Origin of the sequence: Aureispira anguillae (assembly GCF_026000115.1) — a bacterium.
GTDB lineage: Bacteria > Bacteroidota > Bacteroidia > Chitinophagales > Saprospiraceae > Aureispira > Aureispira anguillae.
In genome coordinates this window covers 2,045,598-2,062,405 of the sequence record NZ_AP026867.1, presented here as the reverse complement: position 1 = coordinate 2,062,405, position 16,808 = coordinate 2,045,598, and the positions used below count along the sequence as shown (strand labels likewise).

Genomic DNA, 16,808 nt, shown 5'->3' with positions numbered 1-16,808 from the left:
TCACGCACTAACCACAAACTACTCTCAGTAACTTAGTTTTGCTGCACTTATTGGTATGCTTGTTGCTTCTAAATCAGGGTTAAAATATCACAATTGATCTATTTTGTCATAAATCTCTAGCTTAATAGTTGTTAGAAACAACTCAGCGATAAATTCTCGTGTAGCTCGATTAAAAGACCTTTTTTGGGTGCTTCCAAGTATTGTCAAAACTCTTTTTTTATTTCTTTGCACGGTATTTGTGGGAGGTTAAACGGTTAAAAAAAAAGAAGCTTTTAATAAGACTCAACCTCAGGTAATTTCTAGCATTCAGACAAGCTATTATGCTTGTTAAAAATGTTTTTTTTTATAACATATATTCTCAAATAACAGAAAAAAATTATGATTTTCCCCTGATAATCGTATTTTAGCAACATATTTTTTACTTTCCTTTTATGGTAAGTTTTCTTACTAAAAAAGGAAATATAATTTAACGCTTTTTTTATTTAGTTTTTTTTAAATTAATAACACATTATGAAAAATTTAATCAATTTATTTTTGGGTGCTCTTCTAGTAATTTCTTGTAACACAGACCCATGTAAAGATGTTGTTTGTGGTACTGCAGGAACTTGTACTGAAGGTATTTGCGTTTGTGATGCAGGGTATGAGCAAGATGCTGCTGGACTTTGTAACACAGAGATGCGTACTAAATTTATCGGAAGCTGGGTTGTTTCTGACAGCTGTACTGCTTCAGTTCCTGCGTCTTACACAGTAAGTGCTATCAACGGTACAGGTATCATGGATTTTAACGTTACTAACTTCTGGAACATCTTTAGCAATAGCGTAACTGCTACTGTTAGTGCTTCTTCTGAGTTCTCAATTGCACGTCAAGAGCCAGACAACGATGATTTCTTTGTAGAATCTGTTGGAAATGCAACACTTACTGGTAACACAATTAGCATGACTTATATCGTTTCTGACGAAACTGATCCTGCTAATATTTCAAGAGATACTTGTTACTCTACTTGGGTTAAGCAATAATATCAACCACACTTTAAGGAATAAAAAAAAGGACAAGCTAAGCTTGTCCTTTTTTTTATTGAGATGAGATAAATTACTTACCTCCCATTTTACTCTTTTTCTTAGAAGTAGTCGTGCTAGTTCCTGACTTAGCATCACTGCCACTCATTTTACCTTTTTTATCGCTAGTTGTTGTTGTTGTACCACCACTCATTTTACCTTTTTTGCCAGTAGGAGTAGTTGTTGTAGTAGTTGTAGCAGGTTTTTCATCTACTTGGTCATTACCATTACTAGTGCTTGTGCTAGTAGAGTTACCACCTTGGCTAGTTCCACGTCCTTTTACAACTTTAGTAGGAGTACCAGAAGAAGCTTCGCTATTTTCTGCTGCTGCTTGCATCTCCATAAACTTAGCTTGTGCTTGCGCCAATGCTTGTGTTTTGCAAAGTGCATCCTGCTCCATTTTGAAATCCGTTACCAATTGGTTGAACGCAGTTTCTACCTTTTGCTCATCTGTTTGAGCATCATCAAATGCGGTAAAAGCACCCACACTAAAAATAGTTAGGCATCCTGCAGCAATATTGTATAATGTTGTTTTTTTCATAATTAAAATTCAATTTTTGGATTATTAAAATTAAAACTCAAATTAGCTGTCCATTTGACTAGCTCCTTGCAAAGAGTCTAATGCTGCTTGGGTATAAGTTTCCATATTCGATTCGCAATCTGATGCGGCAGCTTCTTCCAATTCAATTTTTTGTTCGTCAAATTTTTTCTGAGCCTCTGCTTGAATTTCCTCAGGAGTCATTCCTCCTCCACAGCTAAAAAGAGTAGCAGAAGCTACTAAAACAGCGGAAAAACGCAATATATTTTTTTTCATGTAATTTTTATTTTAAGTTATTTAATACAATTATGAAAATAGCATTCTTGCTCCACAACAAGAAAGTACTATTTTAGTTATTTTTTGCAATATATGGAAAAGTTATGAACTTTAAATACTGCATAAAAATAATATTTAAAGCTTTATGAGATGTACAATTGTGTAATCGATCGTTACTTTTTGCTTTTTAGTAAGCCCAAATTATAAAATTGCTATTTTAGCTCTTAGAAAAACCTCCCCTAACCAACTGGCAAACAAATAATTAAAACACTCCCTTTGAGTACAAGTAGCTAATAATCAAGTTCTCACCTTTTGGCTTCAATCTCTTGAATTTCAACCATCAATCTCTAAGACTAATACTCCATATAAAATATTAAATAATTCATGACATCTTAACATTCAGGAACTCTAACCGAAACATTCATAGCCAAGCCCCCTTCTGATGTTTCTTTGTACTTTTCACTCATATCCAAGGCTGTTTCTTTCATTGTTTTTATAACATTATCTAAGCTCACCTTAGCCTTTGTAGGGTCACTTGTCAGAGCTATTTGACAAGCCGTCAAAGCCTTCATTGCTCCCATCGTATTTCGTTCGATACAAGGCACCTGAACCAGCCCCTTAATAGGATCACAAGTCAAGCCTAAATGATGCTCCATTGCAATTTCTGCTGCAATCAAAACTTGCTGAGGGCTACCGCCCAAACATTCTGTTAAACCAGCAGCAGCCATAGCAGAAGAAACGCCAATTTCTGCTTGGCAGCCTCCCATAGCAGCTGAAATAGTAGAGCCTTTTTTAAACAAACTTCCTATTTCCGAAGCCGTCAAAATAAAGCGGATAATGTCTTTATTGCCTTTATTGGGATAAAAACACATATAAAACATTAGCACAGCAGGGATTACTCCAGCAGCACCATTGGTAGGAGCAGTAACAACACGCCCAAAAGCTGCATTTTCCTCGTTAACCGCCAAGGCAAAACAACTAATCCAATTCACAACATTACTAAAACTTGGATTCACTACCTGAATCAAACGCATCCAATCGTCAATATCTTTGGTTTGAACGCCATTTAATAATTTATTATTAAAACGATAAGCCCTACGCTCAACATCCAACCCTCCAGGCAACACTCCTTCTGTATGACAACCTTTATGAATGCAAGCTTTCATGGTTTCCCAAATTTCTAAAATTCCCTTTCGAATCTCTTTCCGAGGTCTTAAACTCAACTCATTTTTTAGGACAATCTCAGAAATAGAAAGGTTCGTTTCCTCTATCCATTTGATTAGATCTTTTTCACAGGCTATCGCATACGGAAACTTGGAGGCAACGACTGTATCCTCTTCAGTATTTTCGGCTCCTTCTTTAGTGACGAACCCTCCACCTATAGAATAATAAGTTTCTTCTAAGGTTTCCCCATTCTCTAGCACGGCTACAAATGTTAACGCATTAGGATGAGTTGGTAGGTTGCGATAAATAAACTCAATATGCTCCGTTGGTATAAATGGCACCGTATAACGACCATCTATTTCCAATAAATTTAAGTCGTAAACTTTCTGGATATAACGATCAATTTTCTTGGTTTTAATTGTCTTAGGGTCATAACCCATCAATCCAAGCATCACTGCAATATCGGTACCATGCCCATGTCCTGTTTTAGCAAGCGAACCATAGAGTTTTACATGAATAGTAATGATATTACGATCACCTACCTCTTTTAGAAAAGAACCTGCGGCTACCCAAGGTCCCATAGTATGCGAGCTCGAAGGTCCCACACCTATTTTAAAAATATCAAAAACGCTGATTTGTTCCATGTAGAATAATGAAAAATAAGTAAGTAGATGGACAAAATTAGTAGTTTAAAAATTGGAGTATATTTTTTTTCGCTAACGACTTGCAAAACGTAGCTTTAACGGGCTAACTAAGCCTGCGACTTCACGCAGCGAAGCAAGTAAAGCGAGGCTTTTCAAGGAAGCTTAGCGGACAAAAGATGCCCCATTTAATGTTAATTATTTTCGTCCATCTACTTAGTAGAATAGAATAAATTAAATCAAATATAATCTACCCAATGAACTTAATTAAATAACTCGGTCAAAAATATAAGAACAATTTAGGAAGCATCAATATGCAGACAAGTAGCAAGGCGTTCGGATTGTCAATTCTACAACAGATGGAACATAAAAAAAAGCTTCCAAGACTTAAGTCCTGAAAGCTGTTGGAGCGAAAAACGAGATTCGAACTCGCGACCCCAACCTTGGCAAGGTTGTGCTCTACCAGCTGAGCTATTTTCGCTTGTTGTGTTATTGTGAGTGCAAATATAATAGCTTATTTGTTTTTTGACAAAATTTTTATGTTTTTTTTTATGTTTTTTTCGTTTTTTTTTCGACATTTAATGTAACCACATCATATAATTCTACGCATTTCGAATAAAACTCCGTTCCCCACATTACATTATTAATTCATCTAACTATTTGTTGTTTAGCACTCTAATTAGATACTAAACAACGAGAGTATAACGATTACTATTACATGAGATATTGCCAGACAAAAATTGCAATAATCCCCCTTTTTATTTTATTTTTTAGTGCTTGGGCTCAGGCGCAACCCCAAAACTTCAACCTAACGTCCATAGGAAACCTTCCCTACGCTCAAGAATTGAACGACATTTGGGGTTATGTAGATGATACAGGAATAGAATATGCTTTAGTTGGAACGAGAACAGGAACCTCTATTGTTAGTCTTGCAACGCCCTCTAATCCCACGGAAGTTTTATTTATTCCTGGTGCTACTTCTATTTGGCGAGATTTAAAAACATGGGGTGATTATGCTTATGTCACTTCGGATCAAGGCAAAGATGGTTTATTAATTATAGATTTATCGCCTTTGCCTAACGGCACACCAACCTATCAATTTTGGAAACCAGAACTCACCATTAACAATGCAACTGACACCTTATGGAAAGCTCATAATCTATACATTGATGAAGCTGGTTTTTGTTATATTGCAGGTAGTAATATTAGTGCTGGCGAAACCTTTATTTTAGATGTCAATACCACCGCTGGTAGTCCTGTATTACTTGGTGCTACGCTTCCTATTTATGCCCACGATGCTTATACTAGAGGCGATACACTTTGGACATCGGATATCAACGACGGAACATTTTCTGTTTACAATGTAAGCGACAAAACAAACCCCATTATAATGGGCAACCAAACAACCCCTAGAGATTTTGCACACAATGCATGGATTTCAGACGATGGACAAACACTTTTCACAACAGATGAAAAATCGAATGCTTGGGTGGCAGCTTTTGATGTTTCTGACTTGGGAAACATTCAAGAATTAGATCGTTACCGAACGCCCAACCCTAATACCATTCCTCACAACACTCATACGTTTAATGATTATTTGGTTACCTCGTATTATACCGATGGGCTAATTATTATTGATGCCAGTCGCCCAGACAACCTCATTGAAGTGGGACGTTATGACACCTATCACCTAACTCCTGAAACAGGATTTTATGGCGCTTGGGGGGCTTATCCCTTTTTGCCTTCTGGTCTAATTTTAGTTTCTGACATTAATACAGGCTTACATATTTTACAGGCCAACTATCAGCGGGCTTGTTGGTTAGAGGGAATTGTTACCGATCAAAGTACCTCTGCTACTTTATTTGATGTCGATGTACAAATTTTAAATACCTACGCTGAAGATCAAACGGATCTTTTTGGGATCTACAAAACAGGAATCGGGGTATCAGGAACCTATGACGTTGAATTTAAGAAAGCAGGCTACATTCCTCAGACGATCCAAGTCACCCTAAACAACAATCAGGTTACGACTCAGAATGTACAATTGGTACCTGCCACTGCCTTTACCTTATCGGGGCAAGTTGTTGATAGCATCAATCCGAGTTGGTCAATAGGCAATGCTGTTTTACATTTCCAAAGCAGCTTGTATGAATACACCACAACGGCTGATGCCAACGGTAATTTTAGTTTGGTTATTTTTCCCGACAATGACTACAAAATTATTGCGGGACATTGGGGCAACCATGCCAAGATATTTGATCTAGTTGCCTTGGATTCTACGGTCATCCCAAATCAAGTTTACCCCTTAGCAAGAGGATACAAAGATGAATTTGCCTTAGATTATGGCTGGTCTGAATTTGGAAATGCTACTGCAGGAAAATGGGAACGGGGTATCCCTTCTCCCCTCTATACCTGGCAAGGAAGTGTTTTGCCTGAAGATGGAGATTTAACACACGATATAGGTAGTTATTGTTTAATCACTGGAAACAATGGCAATGGCATTCACGGTACCGATGATGTTGATAGTGGTGCAACCACTATTATGTCTCCTCCTATGAACCTGAGCAATGCCGTTGATCCAATTTTGACGTATCATTATTTCTTTTCAGCCAACTGGCCTCCTAGTGGCTTAGATTCTTTTGAAGTTTACATGACTAATGGAACTGACACCGTAACGGTTATGAGTACTCAAATTCCCAATTATACTTGGTCTGGCAAAGAAGAAGTTCGAATTTTAGACCACCTTGCACTAAGCAACAATATGCGAGTTTACTTTAAAGTAAATGACGATAGTGGTACAGCCTTAGAAGCTTTGATTGATTTATTTGAAATTGTTGATTCACTATCAACAGCCGTCACAGTCATTCCAGATCAAACAATTGACTTACACTACTTCCCCAATCCTTTTAGCCATACGATCAACATAGATTATGAAATGCAGGATCATGCTTCTGAAAAACTGGACTTACACGTTTACAATGCCTTGGGACAGCTCATCGAACAAAAGGTCGTTGAACAAAGAACAGGAACATTAGAACTTGGCCATTCTTGGAATGCTGGTGTTTATTTTGTCAATATTGGCCGCCAAAGCATTAAAATTGTCAAATCTCAATAAGCCCCTCATCTCAGAGAAGAATTAGGAAGCCTCCCCCTTCCTAATTCTTCTCCTCCCCAACTTCTCTTATCAATAAATCCCCAACAGATCTGTATCTTTTTTACACTAGGTGTATTCTATTCATTACAATTGCTTGTTTTGAACAGTTTGTTTTATGCCCTAACTCCTAGTTTATTTATTAACACCCCTTCAATTTTGATAAAATGAAATTATTAATCACCACTTTATTTCTATTTACGATCTGTTTCAACAGTCTATCACAAGTAACCAATCACAATTTAACACCAATTGGCAACCTTCCTTATAATATTATACTAAACGATATTTGGGGTTATGTAGATTCCTCTGGTGTAGAATATGCTTTGGTTGGCGAACAACAGGGGGTTTCTATTGTCAGCCTTGCAGACCCTAGCAACCCCATAGAAGTTGCCTATGTTAGTGCCAACTTTAGTGTCTGGCGAGACATAAAAACTTATGGGAATCGTGCTTATGCCGTTACGGAAGGCGGCGGTGGCATTTTAATTATTGATCTTTCTGATTTGCCCAATAGCGTCACTCATCATTTTCATTCGACTTTGAGTGGCACGGCTCACAACTTATGGATTGATGAACAAGGAATTTTATACACTGCTGGCGAAGGCGCTTGGGGAGGACAACCTGTCTTTTATGATTTAACGATAGATCCTGACACGCCTGTTGTTGTTGGCATCACAAACCCAGGGTTTTATTCTCACGATATTTATGTGCGCAATGATACAATGTGGTCAGCCAACATTAACGATGGGTTCTTTACAGTATTTGATATTTCCGATAAAAGCAACCCCCAACTTTTAGCCACCCAAAATACCTCTCGCAATTTTTGTCACAATGCATGGATGTCAGATGATGGGCAAACGCTCTTTACAACAGACGAAAAACCAGGGGCGTGGATTGATGCTTATGACGTATCTGATTTGTCTGACATAAAACGAATTGACCGATGGAGAACCCCCAACCCTAATGTTGTTCCTCACAATGTTCACGTTCACAATGACTTCTTAGTGACCTCCTATTACGATGATGGGCTTGTTATACTTGATGCCAGTCGTCCCCATAACCTAGTAGAAGTCGCCCGTTACGATACTTATCCCTATCCCCCCAATACAGAATTTGATGGCGCTTGGGGTGCCTATCCTTTTTTACCTTCTGGTCGAATTTTAGTATCCGATCGCCAAACAGGCTTACACATTTTTCAGCCCAACTATGTCAGAGCTTGCTGGCTAGAAGGAACAGTTACTGATTCACTATTAGGAACCACGCTTTTTAATGTAGACATTGAGCTTACTGCCCTTTCCATTAATGAACATACTGATTTTACAGGAGCCTATAAAACAGGAACAGCGACTCCTGGAACCTACCAAGTCACCTTTAGTAAATTGGGCTACACCCCAAAAACCATTACCACTACCCTTCAAAATGGTCAATTGACCATTGAAGATGTAGCATTGGTTCCTTTGCCTACTCTTTTATTAGAAATTGATGTAACCGATAATCAAAGTCTGAACCCTATTCCCAATACAATCATTGAACTCCATAGCCCTGACAGTACTTATATAGGGCAAACCGACCAGAATGGGCATTTTCAACAGCAGGTTTTATCCAGTCAATACACCATCTGGCTAGGGCATTGGGGACATCAAATGCAAAAAGATTCCATCAACATCACAACAGATACGCTACTCAACATAGGACTTAACAGAGGGTACAAAGACGAGTTTCAATTGGATTTAGGCTGGTCAATTTCTGGTACTGCACCCCGTGGGAAATGGGTACAAGAGACCCCTCGCCCTATTCCTAACTTTTTCTTTCCTTTTTTATCTTCTGACGCAAATGATTTGGGAGACAAATGCATGACCACAGGAATTTATCCCGATAGTGTCATCAATACAGAGTGGTTAGACTCTGGAACAACGGTCTTGTCTTCTCCAATCATGGATCTAAGCAATACAATAGCCCCTTATCTCAACTTTCAGTATCACTATTACAATCTCCTTCCCTTTCCGATGAACGCCCTAGAAGTAATTCTAACCAATGGCACCGATACCGTTACTGCTCTTAGCATTACAACACGTAATATCGTAGCCGTATGGGACACTATACCAAGCATAGCTATCAAAGACCATATTTCACTCAGTTCTACCATGCAAGTTCATTTTAAGGCAGCCAAAGACAATGCAAGTGTGGGGGGAAAAGTTCGAATCTGGTTGGATGACTTTTCTGTAGTTGATTCTGTCGGCAACCATATTGCAATTCATTCTATGGATAACCCAACAACAACTGCAAGTATTTCTCCCAACCCATTTAAAAAAGAAGTCACATTAAATTATGCCCACGTTCCATTGCCTGCAAGCATTACTGTTGTTAATACACTAGGTCAGGTCATGGAGTCTCAACCTATCGAACAACCCAACGGTCGTATTCTGCTTGGAGAAAATTGGGAAAGGGGAATTTACTTTATCCAGATTGGCACCAAAACGTTAAGGGTTATCAAAAGTCAATAGGGCAACAGTTAGAATTCTTTTTTCATACACACCAAAAAAAAATAAACCGACATCTATACAGCCAAAGAGCCTTGCGCTTTTTGGCTTTTTTTATAACATTTCAACATCAATCCACCACAAATGAAGAGCTTATTTTTTTTAATCCTGACAACAACTTCCTTATTGGTAAGTTGCCATTCTCCTCAGCCAACAGCAACTAAAACCGTTTCTACTGCTGAGTCAACAAGTAATACAAAGCTAACCGCAGCTGATTTTTCTTTATTGAATACCCGTTGGCGAGTTAATCGTCCTATTTTCTTTGAAAAAGATCAGAGCACCTATGAACTCAAGTCTGTAGATCAATCTCAAAAACATGCATTTGGTCACTTTGTTACCTTCAAAGAAGACGGCTCTTTTCAAGGATATTATTCTGCTCCTTGTGGCAATGACTGTTTTACGACGATTAAAGGGACTTATACATTGAATAACAAAACAGAAATTAATATATTTATCGAATCGGCAACGCAAAGTGGATTTTGTACCAATCCAGTTCAATTCAAAAACCACAAAAGAGGGACGTTCACCATTAGCCTTCAAGCTGATAATAATTTCTTATTACAACAACTTTAATATTATAGCTCAGTAGATTTTTAATACATTTAAACACACCAAAACTAAAATGACCACCACATCAAAAATAGTTACTCTCGTTCTTTTTTTAATTTTTTTTAATGCTTGTAGTGACCCCAATTATAACGGCGAAAAGTATGTTGCCTTTGATTCTATGGATCAACTATCCTACGAAATTATAGAAAGCATCAAGCAGCAGGAAGAGGAAAAAATGCTTCATTTACTGGATAACAAAACGCTATTGTTCGATTTATTAATCCATGCAAAAGGAGAAGATGCGAACAGAACAAAAGCTTATCTATCTACCGAAGAAGGGAAACGGAAATTTAGCGTTGACCAAATGGCAAAAAAACAGCGAATCAATGCTTTTTTTACTGCTGGATTGCCCAAGCAATTGACCGTTAACAAAGCTGCTTTCAAAACGACTGGTTTAGAACTAGTCAATGAACAGCCTTACGCCGAAGGTTCTCCTGCAATGCTTCAGACGTACAAAATTCGCATCAACAATGGAGAACAACAGAACTACAGTTATGAAATCCAAGTGATTTATTGGAATAACAAATACCACTTGATAGAAGCTGCGGGCTTCCTTAAGAACCTATAAAATTAGACAACCCTAAATTCCTTGTACCAAATGTCATATCATACCAACTAGGCTTTTACTAATAGAGCCTAAAAAACCAACTCAAATATGCAAAAAGTATTCAACTGGGTTTTATTCATCGCATTTTTACTCAGCTTACCCCACACTGGATTTGCTCAAACCAAAGCAAACAACTACATAGAAGACTGGAAAGCCATCAACAAATTGGAGTATGATGGTTTAACAAAATCTGCCTTAGAAGCAACTGAAAAACTGTACGATAAAATAAAAGCAGATAAAAAAAATACGGCGTATGTCAGCCAATCTATCAAAGCCTTGCTTTTTATCAACAAATATCAAGGTCGTTTAGAGGAAGATGGCTTAGTCAAATCTATTTATAGGTTTCAAGAAGAAGTAAAAAAAGCAAAATCTCCAGTCAAACCTGTCCTGCAATCTATGGTTGCTGAAATGTATGATCGTTACCTCAGACAGCACTTGTATAAATTCCAAGACAGAACCACTACAGAAGAATTCCAACAAGAAGACATTCGCACTTGGGATGTTAGTCGCATTACCAAACAATCTTATCAGCTATATCAAGCCAGTTTGACCTTTGAAGATACCAAAAACATAAGCATTGATGCCTTTGAGGCAATTACTTATAATGGTAGCAATGTAGAAGGGCTACGACCAACACTTTATGACTTCTTGCTACACAGAGCCCTAGATTTTGCTATATCTGACCAATATTACTTGACCAAACCTGCTTATAAATTTTACTTAGATTCAGAAGATGATTTTGCCAGTGCTGCTAAGTTTACTCAACGAAAACTGGTCGCTAGAGACAGTATATCTGCTAAATTTCAAGCACTTTTATTGTTTCAAGATGGCTTAAAATTTCATCTAAAAAATCCAACTGCTCTAATTGATCTAGATCTGAAACGTTTACAATTTGTTCATACCAACTCTATCTTAACCAATAAAGATGCACTCTATTTAGAAGCATTAGAAGCACTGCATAAAAAATATAAAAATCAGGTTGCTGCTACAGAAGTAGCGCACAAAATTGCCTCATATTATTACAATCAAGGGATAAAATACCAACCTTCTCCAACTGATCAATATCGCTGGGATATAAAAAAGGCTCATGACATTTGTAAAACGGCCATTGAGCAGCATCCCAAATCTTATGGTGCCCAGCATTGTAAAAGCTTATTAAAGGGCATCGAAAGTAAAAGCCTCCACCTAAGCATCGAAAAAGTAAGTTCAATCCAGCAACCTTCATTAGGACTCGTTAGCTACAAAAATATTTCAAAAGTTTATTTCAAAGCTATTCCTCTTACTAAAGCACAATACAATACCTTTGTTAGTAAATATGGTGCAGGACGAATAGCCTATCTGAATAGCCTTTCTGGTGCTTACAAATGGTCAGTTGATCTAAAAGATGAGGGCGATTATCAGCAACATAACGTAGAATTTTCGATTCCAAAACTTAAAAATGGTCGTTATATTCTTGCTGCTTCTGCCAATGAAAAATTTACCTATCAAAAAAATGGCATTGCTGAACGCTTGTTTTTTGTTTCTAATATTAGTTTTAGCAATCGACGCAATCCCCTTGGCTATGAAGAGTTTTATCTAACGGATCGAACAACGGGGAAACCACTCCCTAATGTCAAGGTAGAATATTATTATTCGAAATACAATAGCTTATTGCGCCGCTATGAGACCATCAAAACAGAAGATACTTCGATTAGTAATGAAAAGGGCTATTTTAAATCCATCAATTTCAAGACGTATACCTCTTCTAATCGTCGTTCTTTTTTTATTAAATTAACCCATGGTGATGATGTCTTGTTTTTAGATGATGCTTATTATAATAGTAGTCCTCAATCTCCTGCTTATGAACTAGAATCGACCAGCTTCTTTTTAGATAGAGGGATTTATAGACCAGGACAAACGATTTACTTTAAGGGCTTGGTCTTAAATAAAATGAGCGATGGCAAAAACCCAAAAATCGTCCCCAATTCTAAGCGTGCTGTTGTTTTTTATGATGCAAATTATCAAGAAATAGCAAGAGTCTCCGTCACCACTAATGAATATGGCACATTCCACGGTTCTTTTGTAGCTCCTTCAAGTGGTTTAACAGGGCAAATGCATATTCTAGATGAACACAATAGTAGCAACAGATATTTTCGAGTAGAAGAATACAAACGCCCCAAATTTGAGGTGATTCCACTCCCTGTTAAAGAGTCTTTCAAAATTGATGACCTCGTTAAGATTAAAGGGCATGCAAAAGCTTATGCAGGAAATAATATCGATGGCGCAAAGGTTCAGTATAGAGTTGTTCGACAAGCCCATTTCCCCTATTGGAATTGGCGCTGGGGTTGGTACATTCCTTTTGATAGAGACCTACAAGAAATTGCCTTTGGAGAAACGACTACCAACGACAAAGGAGAATACGAAATTGCATTCAAAGCCATTCCTGATCGCTCTATTCCCAAAGATAAAAACCCTGAATTTAGTTATACAGTTTATGCCACCGTTACCGACATTACAGGCGAAACACATAGCAAACAAACCAATATTCGAGTGGGCTATATTGCCTTAGATCTTAGCCTAAATGTTCCTAAAAATGTTAATAAAAATCAATTTAAACCCTTTACAATTCATAGCAAAAATCTAAATGGTGAGTTTGAGGCTGCTCAAGGAAATATCCGCATCGAACAGCTAAAAACACCCCAAACGGTTTACAATAAACGCTTTTGGGCCAAGCCTGATTATTATAATATGACGGCAGAACAATTCAAAGAAAAATTCCCAAACTATGCTTACCAAAATGAAGATGAGCCCTCCCACTGGTCGGTTGTTAAAGAAGTTTTAAATACAAGTTTTGACACTAAAAATTCGAAAGAATTAAACATCAAAAATATTAATAAATGGCCACAAGGGACGTACAAATTAACCCTTAATACCAAGGATAAATATGGAGCTGCAATTGAACTTATCAAGTTCTTTACCATTTATAGCCCAAAAGAAAAAGTTACTCCAATTAACAATGGTCTTTTTCTAGCTCAAGATCAGTTTTACCAAATAGAACCAAACAGCTCGGTAACCCTTAATTTTGGTGCACACAACAAAGCAGCTTATGTACTTTATGAGTTAGAACACGATAACAAAATTGTCCAAAGCGAATGGATTCAACCTAATGGTAGAACGAATGTAACCATCCCGATAGAAGAAAAACACCGTGGTAACATTCACTTTCATTTGGTCAGCACACAAAACAATAGAATTTACCAATCTGGCGGCACGGTTCATGTTCCTTGGTCAAACAAAGATTTGAAGGTAGAATATCTTACCTTCCGTGATAAGTTATATCCTGGGCAAAAAGAGGAATGGAAAATTAAAATTTCTGGGCATAAAGGGGATAAAATTGCTGCAGAACTTTTGGCAGGCATGTACGATGCTTCTTTAGATGCCTTTGCGGCTAATGCTTGGGGACTCAATCTTTATCCAAACAGCTATAGATCTATGCATCTCCAAAGCAATCGCAGTTTCACAGCAGTAGCTTCTATTCTATTGGGACAAAATTGGAATGAGTATAGCGGCACTCCATCTAGAATCTACAAAACATTCAATTGGAATGGTTTTTCTTTCTATGAATGGGATTATGCTGATGGTGGGATCAATGACGCAGTGTCTTATTCTTATTCCGAACGGAAGAGTGCCATAAGATCAGCAGATGGAGCACCTGCCCCTCAACCAGAGATGGAGGAAGAAATAGAGGTGCTAGAAGATGAAATTCATGAACCACATTCGCATTTAGCTAATGCCGTTACTTCTACTGATGCTGAAGCACCCGAAGAAGATTTTGGCGATGTACAAGTACGTACCAATCTAAATGAAACGGTTTTCTTTTATCCTGATTTAATGACCGATAAAGAGGGTAATATCATTATCTCTTTTACCATGAATGAGGCACTTACTAAATGGAAGTTCATGCTTTTTGGGCATACCAAAGACCTTGCTACTGTTAGTGAAACAAAAGAAGTTGTTACCCAAAAAGATCTAATGGTGATGCCTAACCCTCCTCGCTTCTTTAGAGAAAAAGATGAAATTTTCTTTACCGCTAAGGTGAGTAATCTTACCGAAAAAGATATGAAGGGGCAAGCCAAACTCCAACTCTTTGATGCCATTTCTATGCAGCCCATTGATGCTCAATTTGGAAATACGAATGCAACCTTGCCCTTTGAGGCAAAAGCAGGGCAATCTGCGCCTTTGGCTTGGAAGCTTAATGTCCCCGATGGATGGACCACTGCTATCGTTCATCGAGTGGTTGCCAAAGCTGGTGATTTTTCAGATGGTGAAGAAGCTGCTTTGCCTGTCTTAACCAATCGTATGCTCGTTACTGAAACACAGCCCTTGCCCATTCGAGGAAATCAAACCAAGGATTTTACCTTCAAACGCATGGCTGAAGTGACCAAGTCTAGCTCTATGAAACATCATAAACTCACCTTAGAGTTTACTCAAAATCCTGCTTGGTATGCCATCCAATCGCTGCCCTATTTGATGGAGTATCCTTATGAATGTACAGAGCAAATTTTCTCTCGATACTACGCCAATAGTCTGGCTTCTGATGTTGCCAATTCGCATCCTAAGGTTAAACGAGTTTTTGACCAGTGGAAAACCATTGATACCGATGCCTTAAAGAGCAATTTGTCCAAAAACCAAGAACTCAAATATGCCTTATTGGAAGAAACGCCTTGGGTCTTAGCGGCTCAAAGTGAAGCAGTCCAAAAGAAAAATATTGGCGTCTTGTTTGACCTCAATCGCATGGGCAATGAATTGGCAAAAGCTAGGGATAAAATGGCAGATCGTCAATTGGCGAATGGTGGTTTTAGTTGGATGCCTGGCGGTAGGGACAGTTGGTATATTTCTCAATACATTGTAGAGGGAATGGGGCATCTTAATCAACTGGGCGTTAAAGACATCAAAGGCGACCCTAAAATGGCGAATATGATTCGTCGAGCCGTTAATTATATTGATGTGGAGTTGGCTCGCCATTATCAAGAGCTCCTTAAATGGGCAAAACGCAGCAAAAACGAGAAAGAATACCTCGAAAGAGATCATCTCGATCAAATGGTCATTCACTATTTCTATGCGAGAACTTTCTTTTTGGATCAAAAAATCAATAATCCTACCACCCTCAAAGCCATCCAATATTACGAAGGGCAAGCCCTTAAATACTGGAGAAATAAGTCCATGTACATGCAAGGGCTTTTGGCACTTGGTTTCCATCGAAAAGGAACCGATTTAGAAACACCTAAGAAAATTGTCGCTGCTGCTAAAGAAAATGCCCTCAACCATGAAGAACTCGGCATGTATTGGAAGTACCCTTCTGGCTACTTTTGGTATCAATTGCCCATCGAAACCCACGCTTTGATGATTGAGGTTTTTGAAGTTGTGGCAAAAGATGCTAAAGCCGTTGAAGATCTCAAAGTTTGGTTACTAAAAGCCAAGCAAACCACTCATTGGAAAACCACTAAGGCTACAGCGGCGGCTTCTTATGCCTTATTGATGACGGGTGACAACTGGCTCTTGGACGATCAAGAGATTGAAATTACCATGGGGGGCAAAAAATTGGATCAATCCAAAATCAAAAAAGAAGCAGGTACGGGCTATTTCAAAACTTCTTGGCAAGCCAATGAAATTACCAATGACATGGCTAACATTACCGTCAAAAATCCTAATAATGTCGTTGCTTGGGGTGCCTTGTATTGGCAATATTTTGAAGATTTGGACAAAATTACCCACTTCAAGGAAACACCGCTTAAACTCAATAAAAAACTCTTCAAACAAATCAATACCGACAGAGGTCCTGTTCTTAAACCCATTGAAAAAGAAACCTTGGAGCCTGGCGATTTGATCAAAGTACGTATTGAATTAACCGTAGATCGTGCCATGGAATATGTACACATGAAGGATATGCGTGCCGCTGGATTGGAACCGACCAATGTATTGAGTCAATACAAATATCAAGGAGGACTCGGTTATTACGAAAGCACCAGAGATGCTTCTACCAATTTCTTCTTTGGTTATTTAGCCAAAGGCACTTACGTTTTTGAATATCCGTTGAGAGTCAACCACAAGGGCGATTTCTCCAATGGTACTACCACCATTCAATGCATGTATGCCCCTGAATTTACGGCACATTCGGAAGGCATTCGTTTGACTGTCCAATAAAGTTTATTTAGCAACTAGGAGGTTCGGCAATTGCTGTACCTTT

Annotated in this window: 9 protein-coding genes and 1 tRNA gene; 6 read left to right on the top strand and 4 right to left on the bottom strand. The window is 38.1% G+C overall.

Features of this window, described 5'->3' with window-relative positions:
• Positions 1–510 precede the first annotated feature (510 nt).
• Positions 511–1,017, top strand: coding sequence for a hypothetical protein (locus AsAng_RS08000; RefSeq protein ID WP_264792243.1), 507 nt, complete (start codon positions 511–513; stop codon positions 1,015–1,017).
• Positions 1,018–1,090: 73 nt separating this feature from the next.
• Here the strand turns inward: AsAng_RS08000 and AsAng_RS07995 are convergent, their stop codons facing one another.
• The 4 genes from AsAng_RS07995 to AsAng_RS07980 form a co-directional block, all read right to left on the bottom strand.
• Entirely contained in the window at positions 1,091–1,597 is a 507-nt protein-coding gene (locus AsAng_RS07995) for a hypothetical protein (RefSeq protein WP_264792242.1), read from the bottom strand.
• 42 nt (positions 1,598–1,639) lie between these two features.
• Positions 1,640–1,870 (bottom strand): hypothetical protein, encoded by a 231-nt coding sequence (locus AsAng_RS07990; RefSeq protein ID WP_264792241.1) that lies wholly within the window; start codon positions 1,868–1,870, stop codon positions 1,640–1,642.
• 392 nt (positions 1,871–2,262) lie between these two features.
• A complete protein-coding gene (locus AsAng_RS07985) occupies positions 2,263–3,678 on the bottom strand; it encodes an L-serine ammonia-lyase (protein WP_264792240.1) in 1,416 nt (471 codons plus the stop codon).
• Positions 3,679–4,080: 402 nt separating this feature from the next.
• A tRNA-Gly gene (locus tag AsAng_RS07980) sits at positions 4,081–4,156 on the bottom strand.
• Between the two features lie 237 nt (positions 4,157–4,393).
• On the opposite strand from AsAng_RS07980, the gene AsAng_RS07975 reads away from it, so the two are divergent.
• The 5 genes from AsAng_RS07975 (at position 4,394) to AsAng_RS07955 (ending at position 16,765) form a co-directional block, all read left to right on the top strand.
• Positions 4,394–6,790 (top strand): choice-of-anchor B family protein, encoded by a 2,397-nt coding sequence (locus AsAng_RS07975; RefSeq protein ID WP_264792239.1) that lies wholly within the window; start codon positions 4,394–4,396, stop codon positions 6,788–6,790.
• A gap of 203 nt (positions 6,791–6,993) precedes the next feature.
• Positions 6,994–9,330 carry a choice-of-anchor B family protein gene (locus tag AsAng_RS07970; RefSeq protein ID WP_264792238.1) on the top strand — a complete coding sequence of 779 codons (2,337 nt, stop codon included), beginning with the start codon at positions 6,994–6,996 and terminating at the stop codon, positions 9,328–9,330.
• A 120-nt stretch (positions 9,331–9,450) separates the two neighbouring features.
• A complete protein-coding gene (locus AsAng_RS07965; RefSeq protein ID WP_264792237.1) occupies positions 9,451–9,939 on the top strand; it encodes a hypothetical protein in 489 nt (162 codons plus the stop codon).
• Positions 9,940–9,988: 49 nt separating this feature from the next.
• Positions 9,989–10,543, top strand: coding sequence for a hypothetical protein (locus AsAng_RS07960; RefSeq protein WP_264792236.1), 555 nt, complete (start codon positions 9,989–9,991; stop codon positions 10,541–10,543).
• A gap of 87 nt (positions 10,544–10,630) precedes the next feature.
• A complete protein-coding gene (locus AsAng_RS07955) occupies positions 10,631–16,765 on the top strand; it encodes an alpha-2-macroglobulin family protein (RefSeq protein WP_264792235.1) in 6,135 nt (2,044 codons plus the stop codon).
• Positions 16,766–16,808: the final 43 nt, after the last annotated feature.

What these genes read in the sequence shown, in the direction of transcription:
- AsAng_RS08000 (WP_264792243.1), top strand. Translation starts at nt 511, where the DNA reads ATGAAAAATTTAATCAATTTATTTTTGGGTGCTCTTCTAGTAATTTCT.
- AsAng_RS07995 (WP_264792242.1), bottom strand. Translation starts at nt 1,597, where the DNA reads ATGAAAAAAACAACATTATACAATATTGCTGCAGGATGCCTAACTATT.
- AsAng_RS07990 (WP_264792241.1), bottom strand. Translation starts at nt 1,870, where the DNA reads ATGAAAAAAAATATATTGCGTTTTTCCGCTGTTTTAGTAGCTTCTGCT.
- AsAng_RS07985 (WP_264792240.1), bottom strand. Translation starts at nt 3,678, where the DNA reads ATGGAACAAATCAGCGTTTTTGATATTTTTAAAATAGGTGTGGGACCT.
- AsAng_RS07975 (WP_264792239.1), top strand. Translation starts at nt 4,394, where the DNA reads ATGAGATATTGCCAGACAAAAATTGCAATAATCCCCCTTTTTATTTTA.
- AsAng_RS07970 (WP_264792238.1), top strand. Translation starts at nt 6,994, where the DNA reads ATGAAATTATTAATCACCACTTTATTTCTATTTACGATCTGTTTCAAC.
- AsAng_RS07965 (WP_264792237.1), top strand. Translation starts at nt 9,451, where the DNA reads ATGAAGAGCTTATTTTTTTTAATCCTGACAACAACTTCCTTATTGGTA.
- AsAng_RS07960 (WP_264792236.1), top strand. Translation starts at nt 9,989, where the DNA reads ATGACCACCACATCAAAAATAGTTACTCTCGTTCTTTTTTTAATTTTT.
- AsAng_RS07955 (WP_264792235.1), top strand. Translation starts at nt 10,631, where the DNA reads ATGCAAAAAGTATTCAACTGGGTTTTATTCATCGCATTTTTACTCAGC.